The following is a 15,881-nucleotide window of genomic DNA, read 5'->3' as shown; positions in this document are numbered from 1 at the left end:
CGGAAAGAACGGGAAAAACTACCTCCATAAATCTTTAGGAGGTAAGGAAATGTTACGGTATTTGCCTATTCGGAAGATTCACGCAAGACAAGTTCTGGACTCCAGAGGCAATCCTACTGTGGAAGTAGAAGTGACAGTAGGCGAAGGAGTCATCGGAATCAATGGATATACAGGACGCGCTATCGTTCCATCCGGCGCATCCACAGGAAAATTCGAAGCTCTGGAGCTGCGGGACGGCGACCGGGGAAACTACACAGGATTAAGCGTCCAAAAAGCAGTGGACAACGTAAACACCAAGATTGCAGAGGCAATCCTGGGAGAAAATGCCCTGAACCAGACGTATATTGATTCTTTGCTGGTTCAGACAGACGGCACGGACAACAAAAGCAATCTGGGAGCTAATGCTACCCTCGGGGTGTCCATGGCAGTGGCGCGGGCGGCGGCCATGGCCCTTCGCATTCCCCTTTACCAGTATATCGGCGGCTGTCACGCCTGCAGAATGCCGGTTCCCATGATGAATATTTTAAACGGGGGCAGGCATGCGGACAATACGGTGGACCTTCAGGAGTTTATGATCATGCCTGTGGGAGCTTCCTGTTTTTCAGAGGGAATCCGCATGTGCGTGGAAATCTACCAGGCGCTGAAAACCATTCTGAAGAAGAAAAACCTGTCTACAGCAGTGGGAGATGAGGGCGGCTTTGCCCCGGACCTGAAGGATTCCAGGGAGGTGCTGGAGCAGATCCTGGAAGCGGTCACCAAAGCCGGATACGAACCAGGGGAGGATATTGGCATTGCCATTGACGCAGCGGCCAGTGAGCTTTATGATGAAAATAAGGATGCCTATTATTTTCCGGGAGAAAGCAAGATGACGGGAAAAGAGGTTCTTCGGGATGCATCGGAGATGATCGATTATTACGAGAAGCTTCTGGATGAATTTCCCATTGTTTCTATTGAAGACGGGCTGCAGGAGGATGACTGGGAAGGCTGGAAGGATATGACCAGCCGGATTGGAAACCGGGTGCAGCTGGTTGGGGATGATCTTTTTGTCACCAATATCAAAAGGCTGTCCTGTGGAATCAGGCTTGGAACTGCCAATGCCATTCTGATCAAGGTGAACCAGATCGGAACCCTGACAGAATCCTTAGAAGCAGTGGAGCTGGCTGCCCGGGCAGGTTACAGAAGCGTGATCTCCCACAGATCCGGGGAGACAGAGGATTCCTTTATTGCAGATCTGGCAGTGGCCACAGGTGCCGGACAGATCAAAACAGGAGCTCCCTGCCGGTCCGACCGAAATGCTAAGTACAACCAGCTGCTTCGGATCCATGAACAGCTTGGCGGGTTATCGGTGTATGAGAATCCGTTTGCATGATTCTGGCAGCAAATGCTGTTTGGGTGCACAATAATTTGCCAGAATACGGGAAAAAAGAGTTGAAATCTAAAGTGGGCTATGGTACAATATCCTCTAGTTGATTAGGAGGTGTAACCACGTGCAGATTTTGAGAACGATATTGACAATTCTTTTTGTTATAGATTGTATTGCCCTTACCGTAGTAGTTCTGATGCAGGAAGGCAAGTCCCAGGGACTTGGCGCTATCGCCGGAGCAGCAGACACATACTGGGGTAAGAACAAGGGACGTTCCATGGAGGGCGGACTTGTGAAGGCAACTACTATTATGGGAGTTTTGTTCTTTGTACTGGCAGTTGTATTAAATCTGAATTTCTAAGAATGAACTGGGAAACACTCTTGTTGATCTGATCACAAGAGTGTTTTTTACTATGAAAGTCCTGTCCAGCAGCTGCGAATGAGCCATGCTTGCATGGACGAATTCGCAGATATTGGACGGGCTAGACCGTATGAGTAAGTAGGGCGATAGCCCGGATTACGAATACGGTCGGCAGTTACGGGAGCACCGTAGGTGCGGAGTAACTGACTTTCATGGATATGTCGCCGACAGGCGACATATCCTCATTGCACGTGTGTTTGACATAGAAAAGGAGATAAATGAGTAAAGACAGAGATTTTGACAAACGAAAAAAATTTATGATGGAGCTTCTGGGTGACCCGGTGTACCAGCCTATGCGCTTTCGGGAGATCGCAGGCCTGCTCCGCCTTTCCAAGGATGAGAAAAAGGATCTGTACCGTGTGCTGGATGACCTGGTAGCAGAGGGCAGGGCAGACCTGGATTCCAAAGGCCGCTATTCTAAGGTAACCGGAAGAAAGCGCGGAAAAGAAAAGCTTCATAGAAGAAAAGAAGAGAAATCCGAGAAGCGCCTGGACAAATACAAGGAGGAAGCATCCGGAAGAAAATCAAAGAAAAATTCCGGGGACCGCAAAGAGAAATATGGCTCCCGCAATGACCACGGACGTGACGGCCGGGGCAGATACGAGGACAGGCGCTCTGGCAGACGTTATGAGGAGGAAGATCCGGAAATTCGTCTTGCCCGCCTGGAAACGGAATACGCAGACTGCCCGTCTGTAGAGGGAACTTTCATCGGCCATCCCAAGGGCTTTGGCTTCGTGGAAGTAGAGGGCGAAGAAAATGACGTATTTATTCCCGAGGATTGCACCGGAACGGCTATGCATCAGGACAAGGTTCGTGTTATAATCACAAAAGAGCCGCAGGAAGGCAGGCGCAGGGAAGGAATCGTAGTGAAGATCCTGGAACGCGGCATGCCGGAAATCGTGGGAACCTACGAGAACAGCCGGGATTTTGGCTTTGTGATCAGCGACAATCCCAAGTTTTCCAAGGATGTATTCATTCCCCGCAAGGATTCAAATGGGATCAAGGACGGAGATAAGGTAGTTGTGGAGATCACCAGCTACGGAAGCAAGAACCGCAACCCGGAAGGCAGGATCAAGGAAAATCTTGGCAGCTGCCGTGCACCGGGAACCGACATCCTTGCCATTGTAAAAAGCTTCGGTATTCCAAGTGAATTCCCAGAGAAGGTAATCCGACAGGCGAACCGCGTGCCGGATCGTGTGCTGGATGCAGACCGGGATGGAAGACTGGACCTTCGCCATCTTCAGACCGTCACCATTGACGGGGAGGATGCCAAGGATCTGGACGATGCAGTTACCCTGACCAAAAAGAACGGCATCTATCACCTGGGTGTTCACATTGCAGATGTCAGCAACTATGTCCAGGGAGGAAGTGCCCTTGACCGTGAGGCACTGAAGCGCGGAACCAGCGTTTACCTGGCTGACCGCGTCATTCCCATGCTTCCGGAGCGGCTTTCCAACGGCATCTGTTCTTTGAACCAGGGACAGGACAGGCTGACCTTAAGCTGCCTGATGGACATTGATGAAAAAGGCAATATGGTTTCCCACAAGATCGCAGAGACGGTGATCTGTGTGGATGAACGAATGAATTATACAGATGTGAAAAATATTCTGGAAGATACAGACGAAGAAGCAAAGAAACGGTATGCAGATCTGGTTCCCATGTTTTTCCTGATGAAGGAGCTTTCCCAGATCCTGAGGGGAAACCGTCACCACAGAGGTTCCATTGATTTTGATTTCCCGGAAAGCAAGATCATTCTCAATGCAGCAGGCCGTGCCATTGACATCAAGCCTTACGAGGCAAATGTGGCAACCCGGATCATTGAGGATTTCATGCTCATGGCAAACGAGACAGTGGCAGAAGAGTGCTGCAGAGACGATATGCCGTTTGTATACCGTACCCACGAGAATCCGGATCCGGAGAAGGTGGAAAGCCTTCTCACTCTGCTTCACAATCAGGGTGTTACGGTGCAGAAAATGGGACAGGAGATTACTCCAAAGGAGATTCAGACGATTCTTGAGGGCATTGAGGGACTTCCAAATGAACCACAGATCAGCCGCCTGACCCTTCGTACCATGAAGCAGGCCAAGTATACCACTGAGTGCAGTGGCCATTTTGGGCTGGCAGCCAAATATTACTGCCATTTTACCTCCCCCATTCGTCGCTATCCGGATCTTCAGATCCACAGAATCATTAAGGATAAGCTGCGGGGACGTCTGGAAAGGGAAGGAAAGACAGAACACTATAAGGAAATCCTTGAGGATGTGGCAAGACAGTCAAGTGTATGCGAGCGCCGTGCAGATGAGGCAGAAAGAGAATCCGATAAACTGAAAAAGGCAGAGTATATGTCCTATCATATTGGAGAAGAATTTGAGGGAATCATTTCCGGCGTTACCGGATGGGGCTTTTATGTGGAGCTTCCCAATACCGTAGAGGGACTGGTACACGTAAATACGCTGAGAGATGATTACTATACCTTTGATCAGGACGCCTATGAGCTGCGGGGAGATGTGACCGGAAAGGTTTTTGCCCTGGGACAGAAGGTGCGCGTGCGTGTGGCAGAGGCAGATACAATGCTTAAGACAGTAGATTTTGTTCTGGCAGAGCAGCATGACTGGTAAATAGTATTATGATTAGTGTCACCTACAGGTGACAATCCATACAGGGAGGAACTTATGGCAAAGAAACCAGGAATCAAACTGATTGCAAATAATAAAAAGGCCTTTCACGATTATTTTATCGAGGATACTTATGAGGCTGGAATCGCCCTTGCAGGAACGGAAGTAAAATCCCTTCGCATGGGAAAATGCAGCGTAAAGGAATCCTTTGTGCGAATCCAGAATGGAGAGGTTTATATTTACGGAATGAATATCAGTCCATATGAAAAAGGAAATATTTTCAACAAGGATCCCCTGCGCATTCGCAAGCTTCTGCTTCATCGCAGCGAAATTAACAAAATGGAAGCAAAGCTGAAGGAAAAAGGACTGACCCTTGTGCCGATCAAGGTCTATTTCAAGGACAGCCTAGTAAAGGTTGAAATCGGTATGGCAAGAGGTAAGAAGCTTTATGACAAACGCCAGGACATCGCCAAGAAGGATCAGAGAAGAGAAGCTGAGCGTGATTTTAAAGTGAAAAATCTTTATTAGAAGAGGTCAGGTATGGAAGAGAAAAAACGTGTGATGAAAACGGTGGATGATTCCCGTACGGAGCAGGTGCATCTGATCATGCACCAGCATCTGAATGCAGGAGGAAGGCTGTTCGGCGGAATGCTGATGCAGTGGGTGGATGAGGTATCCGGCGTGGTTGCCATGCGCCACTGCGGCACTTACCGTGTGACCACTGCAGCTGTGGATAATCTGCAGTTCAAGGAGCCTGTCTATGAGGGCGAGATCCTTGTGATGATCGGCTATGTGACTTATGTGGGCAACACTTCCATGGAGGTGGAAATCGATTCTTACGTGGAGCGTTCAGATGGAATGCGCTACATGGTGAACCGTGCATTTTCCGTGATGGTGGCAGTAAACGAGAAGGAACGGCCCACGCCCATCCCGGGACTTCTCATCCGCACAGAGGCCGAGAAAGGCCGCCACGAGGCAGCACTTCTTCGCAGGGAAATGCGCAAAGAAAGAAGAGACGCCGGATTCTGATGATCAAATTCCGGAAAGGAACCATAGCAGAAGAAATTCTGCTTCTGGTTCCTTTTTATTTTCCTGGTTTTCAAAGAGCTGTTTTTCTTGCACAAGTATAGACAATTTTTCCCATAAGCAAACATTCCGAAGTCCGGCAAAAAATCCTATAATGAGAATAAAGATTGGGGATAACAGGAGGATTTCTTATGCAGTATGGACATTTTGATAATGAAAACAGGGAATATGTGATTGACCGTGTAGACCTTCCCACCTCATGGACCAACTACATTGGCGTGAAGGATATGTGTGCAGTATTGAACCACACAGCAGGAGGGTATATTTTCTACAAATCACCGGAGTACCACAGGATCACCAGGTTCCGTCCAAACGGAGTTCCCATGGACCGGCCTGGACACTATGTATATTTGAGAGATGACGAGAGCGGGGATTACTGGAGCGTCTCCTGGCAGCCGGTTGGCAAGCCCCTTGATCAGGCGAAGTATACCTGCCGCCACGGCATGTCCTATTCCGTCTATGAATGCGATTATAGCGACATCTTTGCCTCCCAGAAAATGTCTGTAGCCATGGACGACCCGGTGGAAATCTGGGATGTGCGGATCAAAAACAACAGCGACCGCACCCGTAAGCTCAGCGTTTTTTCCTATCTGGAATTTTCCTTCCATCAGATTGCCATGGATAACCAGAATTTCCAGATGAGTATGTATGCGTCCGGTTCTTCTTATGAGGACGGAATCATTGAGTGCGACCTGTTCTACGAGGAGTTCGGATATCAGTTTTTCACAGCGGATTTTACACCGGACAGCTACGACTGTCTGAGAGATAAATTTATTGGCAGTTACCGCACGGAGGACAATCCCATTGGAGTTGAGAACGGCCATTTAAGCGGCAGCAGCGAGCTTGGAAACAACCATTGCGGCGCTCTGCACAAACAGCTGGTTCTGAAGCCAGGAGAAGAAGTGCGTGTGATTTTCCTTCTGGGAGAGGGTACCAGGGAAAATGGAAAGAAAATCCGTGCCAAATATGCAAACGGTCCGGCGGCAGACCATGTCTATGAGCAGCTGAAGGTATGCTGGGACAAGAAGATCAACCGCCTGCAGATCCATACCCCGGATGAGGGTATGAACACCCTGATCAACACCTGGACCCTGTACCAGGCAGAGGTCAATATTATGTTCTCCAGATTTGCATCCTTTATTGAGGTAGGCGGACGTACCGGACTTGGCTATCGTGACACCTCACAGGATTCCATGACCGTTCCTCATTCCAACCCGGAGAAATGCCGCCAGAGAATTGTGGAGCTTCTTCGCGGCCTGGTAAAGGAAGGCTACGGACTTCATCTGTTCCAGCCGGAGTGGTTCGACCCGGAAGAAAAAGGCAAAAAGCCTTTTAAATCACCTACCGTTGTGCCAACTCCTAAGCTTGACGATATGATTCACGGAATTGAGGACACCTGCTCGGACGATGCCCTGTGGCTGGTGGCTTCCATCAATGAATACATAAAAGAAACGGGAGAGTTTTCTTTCCTGGATGAGATCTATACCTATGCAGACGGCGGTGAAGGAAGCGTTTATGAACATATGAAACGAATCCTGGATTTCTCCTGCAGGCAGGTGGGAGAGGACGGCATCTGCAAAGGCCTTCGTGCAGACTGGAACGACTGTCTGAACTTAGGCGGCGGAGAGAGTGCCATGGAATTTTACCACGCTCTTTGTCCGTACTATCAGAATGATAAGATCGAGATCCGTGAGGCGGAGCCTTATTCCTACTGCCAGTTTGTTGTGGGAAAAGATCACACCGCTTTTGGAAGGGCCAGACATCCCTTTATGACTGGAACCGGCGGCTGGGCTTACTATTCCGCAACGCATTACATGCTTGGAATCCGCCCCGGCATGGATGCTCTTGAAATCGATCCCTGCATTCCAAAGGGCTGGGATGGCTTTACCCTGACCAGACAGTGGCGGGGTGCACAGTATGACATTACGGTAGAAAATCCGGAGCATGTATCCAAGGGCGTGTGCCAGATTTTCCTGGATGGAGCCCTGACGGAAAAAATACCGGTACAGGAAGCCGGAAGCACACACAAGGTGCGGATCGTAATGGGAAGCACCCAAGATGAGAAGGAGGAAGCAAAATGATAAAGTTCGGTACAGGCGGCTGGCGAGCCGTTATCGGAGATGAGTTTACGAGAGCGAATATCCAGATCCTGGCAGAAGCGCTTTCCAGGAAAATGCAGGATGAGGGAGTGGCAGACCAGGGACTTTGCATTGGCTATGACCGCCGCTTCCTTTCCAAGGAATCGGTTAAGTGGGCCTGCGAGACGCTGGCGGCAAACGGCATCCGCAGCTGGTTTGTAAACAAATCCTCACCAACGCCGCTGATCATGTACTACGTGATGGCACATGACCTGCCTTACGGAATGATGGTGACTGCAAGCCACAACCCTGCTATTTACAATGGAATCAAGGTGTTCACAAGAGGGGGCAGGGACGCAGATCAGGAGCAGACCCAGGAAATCGAAAACTACATCCGGAACGTGGAAGCAGACATAGAGGCTGGCAAAGCAGTTCCCCGCATGGATTACGAGGAAGCGAAAAATGCCGGGTTGGTTGTGGAATTTAATCCCCTGAACGAGTACATTGACAGCATTATTTCCAGGATCAATATGCAGGCCATCCGGGACAGAGGCCTTCGGGTGGCATTAGATCCCCTTTACGGCGTCAGTCAGACTTCTTTGAAGACGATTCTGTCCATTGCAAGATGCGAGGTGGAGACCATCCACGAACGCCATGACACCCTGTTTGGCGGAAAGCTTCCGGCACCCAATGCCACCACCCTTCGTCCGCTGCAGAATTATGTGCTGGACCGCTACTGCGATATCGGAATTGCCACAGACGGAGATGCAGACCGGATCGGCGTCATTGATGACACAGGAAGATTCCTTCACCCCAACGATATCCTTGTACTTTTGTACTATTATCTGGTAAAATATAAGGGATGGTCAGGTCCGGTGGTCCGTAATGTGGCAACTACCCATATGCTTGACCGTGTGGCCGAAAGCTTTGGACAGGAATGCTGCGAAGTTCCTGTAGGCTTTAAGTACATTTCCGCAAAAATGCAGGAGACAGACGCTGTGATCGGAGGAGAATCCTCTGGCGGTCTTACTGTGAGAGGACATATTAACGGCAAGGACGGCATCTATGCAGCTTCCCTGCTGGTGGAGATGATCGCGGTCACAGGCAAAAAGCTTTCTGAGATTGCAAAGGAAATTGAGCAGGAATATGGGGAAATCCATATGGTGGAGCGGGATTACCGCTTTACCCCGCTTCGAAAGGAACAGATCCACAAGACTCTGATGATCGACAAACTTTTGCCGAAGCTGCCTTATGCCATCAGCAAGGTATCCTATCTGGATGGCTGCAAGGTATATTTCCAGAATGGAGGATGGATCATAGCACGTTTTTCCGGAACAGAACCTTTACTGCGCATATTCTGTGAGATGGAAAGTAAGCTGGCTGCCATGGAACTGGTGGACATCTTTGAGGAGTTTCTGGAATTAAAATAATGAATAAAGATAAAAAAATACGCTCTCTGAAATGGAAATTTGCAAAAATTATGCTGCTGTGCTGGGTACTTCCGTTCCTGGTGATCATTGGACTGGTCGGGTCCTACATGCTGATCACTCAGCGGGAGAACCAGATGGAACGTCTTGCTGCACAGGCCGGGCTGAATACCCGGACCTGCGCAGAGCGCCTGAACGGGGCCATCGCAGACTCCCGCCAGGCTACCTATGACGGTACCCTGTTTGAACAGTACAGGCAATATAGAAGGCAAGGCTCCAGCGGAGAGCGTATTTTTTCCAATGGAGTACAGAATTATCTGAATGCGCAGTACTCACACAAGAAAAATAATATTTTTACCGTATTGATGCTAAAAGAAGATCCGCTGAATAAACATTATACAAGCTATAACTTTGGTACCGGGGGAAGTTATGGCATGATCCAGCACTTTTTCAGCCAGGACCGGGATCAGGTATTAGAGCTGGCCAAAAGCCTGGATACGGCTGTGGGATTTCTGAAAACAGACAACGGCTTTTACATTGTCCGCAACATGATGGACCGCAGCTTTACCGCATGGGGAATTTTGGTGAGCCGGGTGAATGTTAACTACTGTTTTGAGCCTGTGAAAACTGCATGGGAGGATTTCCATGTGCAGCTGAACATATCCGGCAATCCGTTTGTAGAAGCTGGCAAGGTTGTTTCCATCGAGGACATCCGCGCTGAGTATCCGGAATATGCTTCCAATATGAAAGATGACATGATTCCGGCATCCCCGGCAGACGGCGTACAGTACGCAGTTCCATTCTATGGCTACTGGGAAGGCCTTTACGTAAACAAAGCAGTTATGGAAGCTGCCGGTGCTGAGATTCCTACCGCAGACACCACATGGGATCAGTTCCTTGAGACCTGCCAGGTGATCAAGAACGCAGGCTATACCCCAATCGCTACTTCCCTTGCAAAAGAGCCGCACTACTGGTTCGAGTTTGCAATTTACAATCACGACAGCGCAAAGACACACACCACAGTTCCGGAAGCTGTTGACGATGCAGCCGGAGAGGCTTGGCAGGCTGGTCTTGCAGATATCAAGGACCTCTATGAGAAAGGATTCTTATCCGAGAACACCAACACTGCAACCGGTGACGAGGTATTCCAGAGCTTCCTGGAAGGTAAATCTGCATTCTATCTTGACGGCTCCTGGAAAATGGGCGGTATCAAAGAAGGAACCGATGACATTGACAACTTTACCGTAACTTATGTACCTGGAAACGGTGACAGAAAGAGCACAGACATTATCGGCGGTCTTTCCTCCGGATGGTATATTTCCACAAAATGCTGGGAAGACGAAGCAAAACGTGACGCAGCTGTATCTCTTGTAGAGAAATTCATCAGCGATGAAACCGTATCTGCTTTTGCAGGAACCGCTACCACCGCTCTGAAAAACGGTGCAGAGATTGACGAGAGCAGCCTTACCAACCTGGAAAAAGATGCCCTTGCAATGCCGAAGGACACCACTGGTATCACAGGCGCTGTACAGGATCTTGTTACACAGGATGAGAGAGCTCCGATCTTCGACAACATGCCTCAGATCGTAGAAGGACAGACTGAGATCACAGACGCTCTGCAGGAAATGCTTGATATCATTGAGGAAAATGCAGAATAAGCACCCTGAAAAATGAAAGCAGCAAACGGGCCGGAGGAGACGCTTCTCCGGCTCTTTTATAAGAAAGGGGTGTTACTGTGAACGTATATAAGAATAAAAAACCTGCATGGGTGTTTCTGATTCCTGCGTTTCTTTTCATGGCAGTATTTCTCTACTATCCGTTCCTTCAGAACATTGTAAACAGCTTTATGAAGATCCGGAATCTGGGCGGAGGAGTCAAAGGGGTCAACAATCCATTTTATAAAAACTATGCGGAACTGCTCACTGATCCAAACATGAGAGTGGCACTGAAAAATACCGTGATCATGATCTTTGTTACCCTGTTCGGTGAGGTAGGACTGGCCGTTATCCTGGCAATGCTGGTAGATAACGTAAAAAGAGGAACCAAGTTTTTCCGTATCGTATACTTTTTCCCAATCGTCATTTCTGCAACTGCACTTGGTGTTCTGTTCAACCTGATCTTCCAGTATGACGGAGGAATGCTCAGTCAGATGGTTGGAGAGAAGACCAACTGGAAGGAGCTGTATCCGCTGACGGTTATGATGACTCCGGTTGTCTGGCAGTATGTAGGATTCTACTTCATCATTCTGGTAACCGGACTGAACAACATTCCGGAAGAACTGTACGAATCCGCAGCCATTGACGGAGCAACCAGATGGCAGAAGGTAAGATATATTTCCTGGCCGCTGCTTCACAATGTGGTCTGTACCTGCGCCGTACTTGCAGTGACAGGAGCATTGAAAGTATTCGATCTTCCATGGGTGATGTTCCCAAATGGGGCACCTCTTGGAAAAACCTGGCTGACAGGAACCTATATGTATTATAAGACCATGCAGGCACCTGACATTGATTACAGCTCTGCAATCGCGTTTTTCATTGTAATCCTTGGCGTGATCCTTTCAAAGGTGGTCAACAAAATTTTCAAGGAACGGGACTATTGATCCAGAAGCAGGAACAAAAAATGAAAAAAATCATATTAAGAGTGTGAATACATTCCTCATTTATATCGTTCTGATCTTCTGGGCGGTTACGACCATTTATCCGATCTTCTGGGTAATTTCAAACTCCTTTAAGGACAAGAAAATGATCATGTCCGATGCTTTTTCCCTTCCATTGGGAAAGCTGTTTACAACAGCCAACTACACAGACGCATTCTCCAAAATGAACATTCTCAATGCGTATAAGAACAGCATTATTATTTCAGGATGTGTGGCAGCAGTGGTGATCCTGCTGGCTGGCATGGCGTCTTTCGCTCTGGTAAGATACAGCTTTAAGGGCAGCAAGCTTCTGTACAATATTGTAATTGCGGCTATGATGTTCCCGGTTTTTTCCACGATCATTCCGGTATTCCGCATGGAGTTCGGATGGGGAATCGCAGGCTCAGGCAAAACCTGGATGTCGCTGTTATCCGTAATCCTTCCCCAGATCGCAGGAAATATGGCATTTGCCATCGTGGTGCTTACGGGATACATACGAAGCCTGCCTATCGATCTTGAGGAAGCGGCGTTTATGGAAGGCTGCAATGCCTACCAGATCTTCTTCAAGGTGATTATGCCTCTTACCAAACCGTCTTTTGCAGCTGTTGGAATCTTCAGCTTCCTCTGGAGCTACAACGATCTTTTTACCCAGCAGTTCTTCCTGAGAAACAAGGATGAGTGGGCGATCACAAGACTTCTTCTTGAAATTTCTTCCAAAGAGGGTACCAACTACGGTCTGATGGCAGCGGTTGTAACACTGGTAGTAGTTCCGCTTCTGATCGTGTATGTATGCTTGCAGAAATATATTGTAAAAGGTATGACAGCTGGAGCTGTAAAAGGTTAAAAAGGCAAAGGGCTGGGGAATTGTTGGAAAAGACAATTTCCCGTTTTTTGCTGTCCGGAAATTTTGACCTGGATCCGGCTTTCGGGTATAATAGAAATACAGCAAAAACTGCTGTAATGGGGGAGGAAAAAAGAAATGTACCATGTAGTGATCATTGACGATGAACCGATTATTGTAGAGGGAATTTCCAAACTGGTTCCCTGGGAAAAATATGGCTGCTGCGTAACAGCCTGTGCCTACGGTGGAAAAGAAGGACTTGTTACCATCCGGGAGAAGAGGCCGGATATTATTTTTACGGATATTTCCATGCCCGGACTGGACGGGCTGAAAATGATCGCAGCTTTGAAATCCGAATTTCCGGATATGCAGATCAGCATTCTTACCGGATTTCGGGATTTTGATTATTGCCAGGAGGCCATCCGCCTTGGAGTGTGCAGATTTTTGCTTAAGCCTTCCAAGCTGGAGGAAATCGAGGAGGCTCTTGCTGTGATGGCAGAGAACCTGAAGAAAAAGGGCGTGGCTTCCCATGAGGAGAGTCAGGAAGAGAACAGCGCAGGAAGCTTTATTGTGAAAAATGCCCTTGCTTATATGGAAGAGCATTACAATGAGAAGCTGACGCTGGCTCTGGTTGCGGAAAAAACCTATGTAAGCCAGTGGCATTTGAGTAAGCTTCTGAATAAACATGAGAACCGGAATTTCTCCGAGATCTTGAATCAGATCCGGGTGGAGCATGCCAAAGAGCTTCTGAAGGAAATGCAGCTTCGCATTGTTGATATTTCAGAAATGGTAGGCTTCACAGATGTGGCTCATTTTTCCAGGGTGTTCAAGAAAATGGAGGGAATTTCTGCCAATGAATATCGAAATACAAGGCTTTGAAGCTTTTTTATAAATGTACAGAAAACATCGAAAAGTCTAAAAATTGTATGAAATCATTCCGCCTTCGGTTGACAAGTCTGCCATACTCTGTAATAATAATGGAGAACAAAAAGTGGAGAACTGGCATGGCGGATCCTGAACTTTCGCTGCACTGGTTCCGTTTTGTGGGAGGAATATATTATGAAAAAACGTTACTTAATTCTTGCAGCGATTATGATAACTGCAATAACAGCAGTCGGATGCGGTAAGAAGAAAACCGAAGAACCCAAGCAGGAAGCACAGGCAACTGTAACCCCTGCTGAGAATACAGATACAGCAGGCAATGATGAAGGCACACTGGTTGATATGCAGAAGTCAGATGACAGCGATATTAAGAATGTGATCGGTGATAAGACTACTACAGCATCCAAGCTGATTATTGTTAATGAAACAGGCTCTGATATTGCAGGTATTTATGTGCGTCCAACTACAGATGACGATGATGACTGGGGAGATGAGCTGATCAAGGGATTATTTACCCTGAAAGACGATGACAAGGCACTTTATTACTACGATAAGAACGTGAAGGACGCTTCAGGAAAGACAGTGACAAGCTTTGATATCCGCATTGTGTATGCAGACGACAGCCTGACAGACTGCTATTTCCGCAAGCTTCCTCTTACGACCATCACACAGATCACTTTGAAGATGGATGGAAGCGGAGATGACGCGATCCCGTATGCGACTTATCTCACTGCATCCAGCAAGAAGGAGACTTCTACTCTGAATGAGGTGAAGAAGCGCCTGGGACTGGATGACAGCAGCGATGAGGAGGACGATGAGACTCCGGACCCGACAGCGACACCGGTTCCGAACAGCACGGCAGCTCCAACTGCCACACCGACTCCGGACAATCCGGCAGCTGATCCGACTGCTACACCGGTTCCGGATAATCCAGGCAGTAATGACGGTCCTACCGCAGACCAGGCGAAGTCCTATATCGGCCAGCCTCTTTCCAGTCTGATTGCAGCTCTCGGTGAGGCCAATGGAAGCGACTATGAGAATGAGCCAGAGACAGGTGAGACCGGCTATCATTATTACGATACTTTCACAGTTTCTACTACAGTAGATGAAAGCGGCAACGAAGTTGTTGCAGGTGTTTGGTAATTCATTATTAAAATATAAGGCAGGACAAAAGAATGGAAATGAAAAGAGTATTATTAAAATTAAGCGGAGAGGCTCTTGCAGGCCCGAAGAAAACAGGATTTGACGAGGCAACAGTTCTGGCTGTAGCCAAGCAGATCAAGGCAATTTCTGACGAAGGCGTACAGATTGGAATCGTGATCGGCGGTGGAAACTTCTGGAGAGGACGTACCAGCGAGACCATCGACCGCAGCAAGGCAGACCAGATCGGAATGCTTGCAACCATTATGAACTGCATCTATGTATCTGACCTTTGCAGATATACCGGAATGCAGACTGAGATCTACACTCCATTTGCATGCGGCGCATTTACCAAGCTGTATTCCAAGGACAGCGTGGAGGAGAGCTTTGCACAGGGCAAGCTGGTATTCTTTGCCGGCGGTACCGGACATCCGTATTTCTCCACAGATACCGCTACTGTTCTTCGTGCAGTTGAGATCGAAGCAGAGGCCATCCTTCTTGCCAAGGCTGTTGACGGTATCTATGACAGCGACCCGAAGGTGAACCCAAATGCAGTGAAATATGACGAGATCTCCATCCAGGAGGTTGTTGACAAGAAGCTTGCAGCCATGGACCTGACCGCATCTATTATGTGCCTGGAGCAGAAGATGCCGATGCTGGTATTTGCCCTTGATGAGGAAAACAGCATTATCAATACCGTTCACGGCAAATTTACAGGAACTAAGGTGACTGTATAATCGGAGGATTGCGGGAGCTGCTTTGCAGCGGAGCAATTCGTGGATATCAAGTTAGGATTACAAAAATATTTTAGAGGGAGATTAAATACATGGATGAAAGAATTCAGAAGTATGAAGAGAAAATGAAAAAAACACTGGCAAGCCTTGAGGCAGAGCTGGCTACGATCCGTGCAGGACGCGCCAACCCGCACATTCTGGACAAGCTGACCGTAGACTATTACGGAAGTCCAACACCTCTTCAGCAGGTCGCCAATATTACCGTTCCGGAAGCACGTATGATCCAGATCCAGCCATGGGAATCCAGCCTGATCAAGGGAATCGAGAAAGCAATCCTTACCTCTGACCTGGGACTGAACCCGAACAACGATGGTAAAGTGATCCGCCTTATTTTCCCGGAGCTTACAGAGGAGCGCCGTAAAGATCTTGTAAAGGATATCAAGAAAAAAGGCGAAGCTGCCAAGGTTGCAGTCCGCAACATCCGCCGTGATGCCAACGATGCATACAAAAAACTGAAAAAAGAAGAGGATGTATCCGAGGACGAGATCAAAGAACTGGAAGACAAGATCCAGAAGCTTACAGACAAATACATCAAGGATGTAGATGCAGCAGTTGAACTCAAGGGAAAAGAGATTATGACTGTATAAAAGGATATGTCT

The 15,881-nt window shown here is 48.1% G+C and carries 14 protein-coding genes; all 14 read left to right on the top strand.

The features are described from left to right. The first annotated feature begins 49 nt into the window (after positions 1-49). The 14 genes from eno to frr all read left to right on the top strand — a co-directional run bounded on the left by eno (position 50) and on the right by frr (position 15,869). Complete coding sequence (eno, locus tag DWZ38_RS13980; RefSeq protein WP_117853508.1) at positions 50-1,369, top strand: phosphopyruvate hydratase; 1,320 nt, start codon at positions 50-52, stop codon at positions 1,367-1,369. Between the two features lie 118 nt (positions 1,370-1,487). Continuing rightward, positions 1,488-1,724, top strand: a complete 237-nt coding sequence (gene secG / locus DWZ38_RS13975) for a preprotein translocase subunit SecG (protein WP_117853505.1) — start codon at positions 1,488-1,490, stop codon at positions 1,722-1,724. 278 nt (positions 1,725-2,002) lie between these two features. Beyond that, positions 2,003-4,402 carry a ribonuclease R gene (gene rnr, locus DWZ38_RS13970; protein ID WP_243000266.1) on the top strand — a complete coding sequence of 800 codons (2,400 nt, stop codon included), beginning with the start codon at positions 2,003-2,005 and terminating at the stop codon, positions 4,400-4,402. A 54-nt stretch (positions 4,403-4,456) separates the two neighbouring features. Next, positions 4,457-4,927: an SsrA-binding protein SmpB gene (gene smpB, locus DWZ38_RS13965; protein WP_021926591.1), complete on the top strand. Its 471-nt coding sequence runs from the start codon at positions 4,457-4,459 to the stop codon at positions 4,925-4,927. A 12-nt stretch (positions 4,928-4,939) separates the two neighbouring features. Beyond that, positions 4,940-5,428, top strand: a complete 489-nt coding sequence (locus DWZ38_RS13960) for an acyl-CoA thioesterase (protein ID WP_021926590.1) — start codon at positions 4,940-4,942, stop codon at positions 5,426-5,428. Between the two features lie 188 nt (positions 5,429-5,616). Beyond that, the gene (locus DWZ38_RS13955; protein WP_117853503.1) at positions 5,617-7,566 is read left to right on the top strand and encodes a glycosyl hydrolase family 65 protein; all 1,950 of its coding nucleotides are present in this window, start codon (positions 5,617-5,619) and stop codon (positions 7,564-7,566) included. Continuing rightward, the gene (locus DWZ38_RS13950; RefSeq protein ID WP_117853501.1) at positions 7,563-8,993 is read left to right on the top strand and encodes a phosphoglucomutase/phosphomannomutase family protein; all 1,431 of its coding nucleotides are present in this window, start codon (positions 7,563-7,565) and stop codon (positions 8,991-8,993) included. Before DWZ38_RS13955 ends, DWZ38_RS13950 begins: the two co-directional genes overlap by 4 nt. Next, positions 8,993-10,648, top strand: coding sequence for an extracellular solute-binding protein (locus tag DWZ38_RS13945; protein ID WP_021926587.1), 1,656 nt, complete (start codon positions 8,993-8,995; stop codon positions 10,646-10,648). The genes DWZ38_RS13950 and DWZ38_RS13945 overlap by 1 nt, the downstream gene beginning before the upstream one ends. A gap of 77 nt (positions 10,649-10,725) precedes the next feature. Beyond that, positions 10,726-11,589: a sugar ABC transporter permease gene (locus tag DWZ38_RS13940; protein WP_021926586.1), complete on the top strand. Its 864-nt coding sequence runs from the start codon at positions 10,726-10,728 to the stop codon at positions 11,587-11,589. 43 nt (positions 11,590-11,632) lie between these two features. Next, entirely contained in the window at positions 11,633-12,469 is an 837-nt protein-coding gene (locus DWZ38_RS13935) for a carbohydrate ABC transporter permease (protein ID WP_021926585.1), read from the top strand. Between the two features lie 135 nt (positions 12,470-12,604). Then, positions 12,605-13,345: a response regulator gene (locus DWZ38_RS13930; RefSeq protein WP_021926584.1), complete on the top strand. Its 741-nt coding sequence runs from the start codon at positions 12,605-12,607 to the stop codon at positions 13,343-13,345. Between the two features lie 180 nt (positions 13,346-13,525). Continuing rightward, positions 13,526-14,491: a hypothetical protein gene (locus tag DWZ38_RS13925; RefSeq protein WP_021926583.1), complete on the top strand. Its 966-nt coding sequence runs from the start codon at positions 13,526-13,528 to the stop codon at positions 14,489-14,491. A gap of 32 nt (positions 14,492-14,523) precedes the next feature. Further along, a complete protein-coding gene (pyrH, locus tag DWZ38_RS13920; RefSeq protein WP_021926582.1) occupies positions 14,524-15,225 on the top strand; it encodes a UMP kinase in 702 nt (233 codons plus the stop codon). Positions 15,226-15,314: 89 nt separating this feature from the next. After that, positions 15,315-15,869, top strand: coding sequence for a ribosome recycling factor (gene frr, locus DWZ38_RS13915; protein WP_021926581.1), 555 nt, complete (start codon positions 15,315-15,317; stop codon positions 15,867-15,869). Positions 15,870-15,881 lie beyond the last annotated feature (12 nt).

It is taken from the genome of Ruminococcus sp. AF31-8BH (assembly GCF_003460605.1).
Taxonomy (GTDB): Bacteria; Bacillota; Clostridia; order Lachnospirales; family Lachnospiraceae; genus Blautia_A; species Blautia_A acetigignens.
Note: the sequence above shows the minus strand (reverse complement) of the source record. Positions and strands in the feature narration are given on the sequence as shown.

What these genes read in the sequence shown, in the direction of transcription:
- eno (WP_117853508.1), top strand. Translation starts at nt 50, where the DNA reads ATGTTACGGTATTTGCCTATTCGGAAGATTCACGCAAGACAAGTTCTG.
- rnr (WP_243000266.1), top strand. Translation starts at nt 2,003, where the DNA reads ATGAGTAAAGACAGAGATTTTGACAAACGAAAAAAATTTATGATGGAG.
- smpB (WP_021926591.1), top strand. Translation starts at nt 4,457, where the DNA reads ATGGCAAAGAAACCAGGAATCAAACTGATTGCAAATAATAAAAAGGCC.
- DWZ38_RS13960 (WP_021926590.1), top strand. Translation starts at nt 4,940, where the DNA reads ATGGAAGAGAAAAAACGTGTGATGAAAACGGTGGATGATTCCCGTACG.
- DWZ38_RS13955 (WP_117853503.1), top strand. Translation starts at nt 5,617, where the DNA reads ATGCAGTATGGACATTTTGATAATGAAAACAGGGAATATGTGATTGAC.
- DWZ38_RS13950 (WP_117853501.1), top strand. Translation starts at nt 7,563, where the DNA reads ATGATAAAGTTCGGTACAGGCGGCTGGCGAGCCGTTATCGGAGATGAG.
- DWZ38_RS13945 (WP_021926587.1), top strand. Translation starts at nt 8,993, where the DNA reads ATGAATAAAGATAAAAAAATACGCTCTCTGAAATGGAAATTTGCAAAA.
- DWZ38_RS13930 (WP_021926584.1), top strand. Translation starts at nt 12,605, where the DNA reads ATGTACCATGTAGTGATCATTGACGATGAACCGATTATTGTAGAGGGA.
- DWZ38_RS13925 (WP_021926583.1), top strand. Translation starts at nt 13,526, where the DNA reads ATGAAAAAACGTTACTTAATTCTTGCAGCGATTATGATAACTGCAATA.
- pyrH (WP_021926582.1), top strand. Translation starts at nt 14,524, where the DNA reads ATGGAAATGAAAAGAGTATTATTAAAATTAAGCGGAGAGGCTCTTGCA.
- frr (WP_021926581.1), top strand. Translation starts at nt 15,315, where the DNA reads ATGGATGAAAGAATTCAGAAGTATGAAGAGAAAATGAAAAAAACACTG.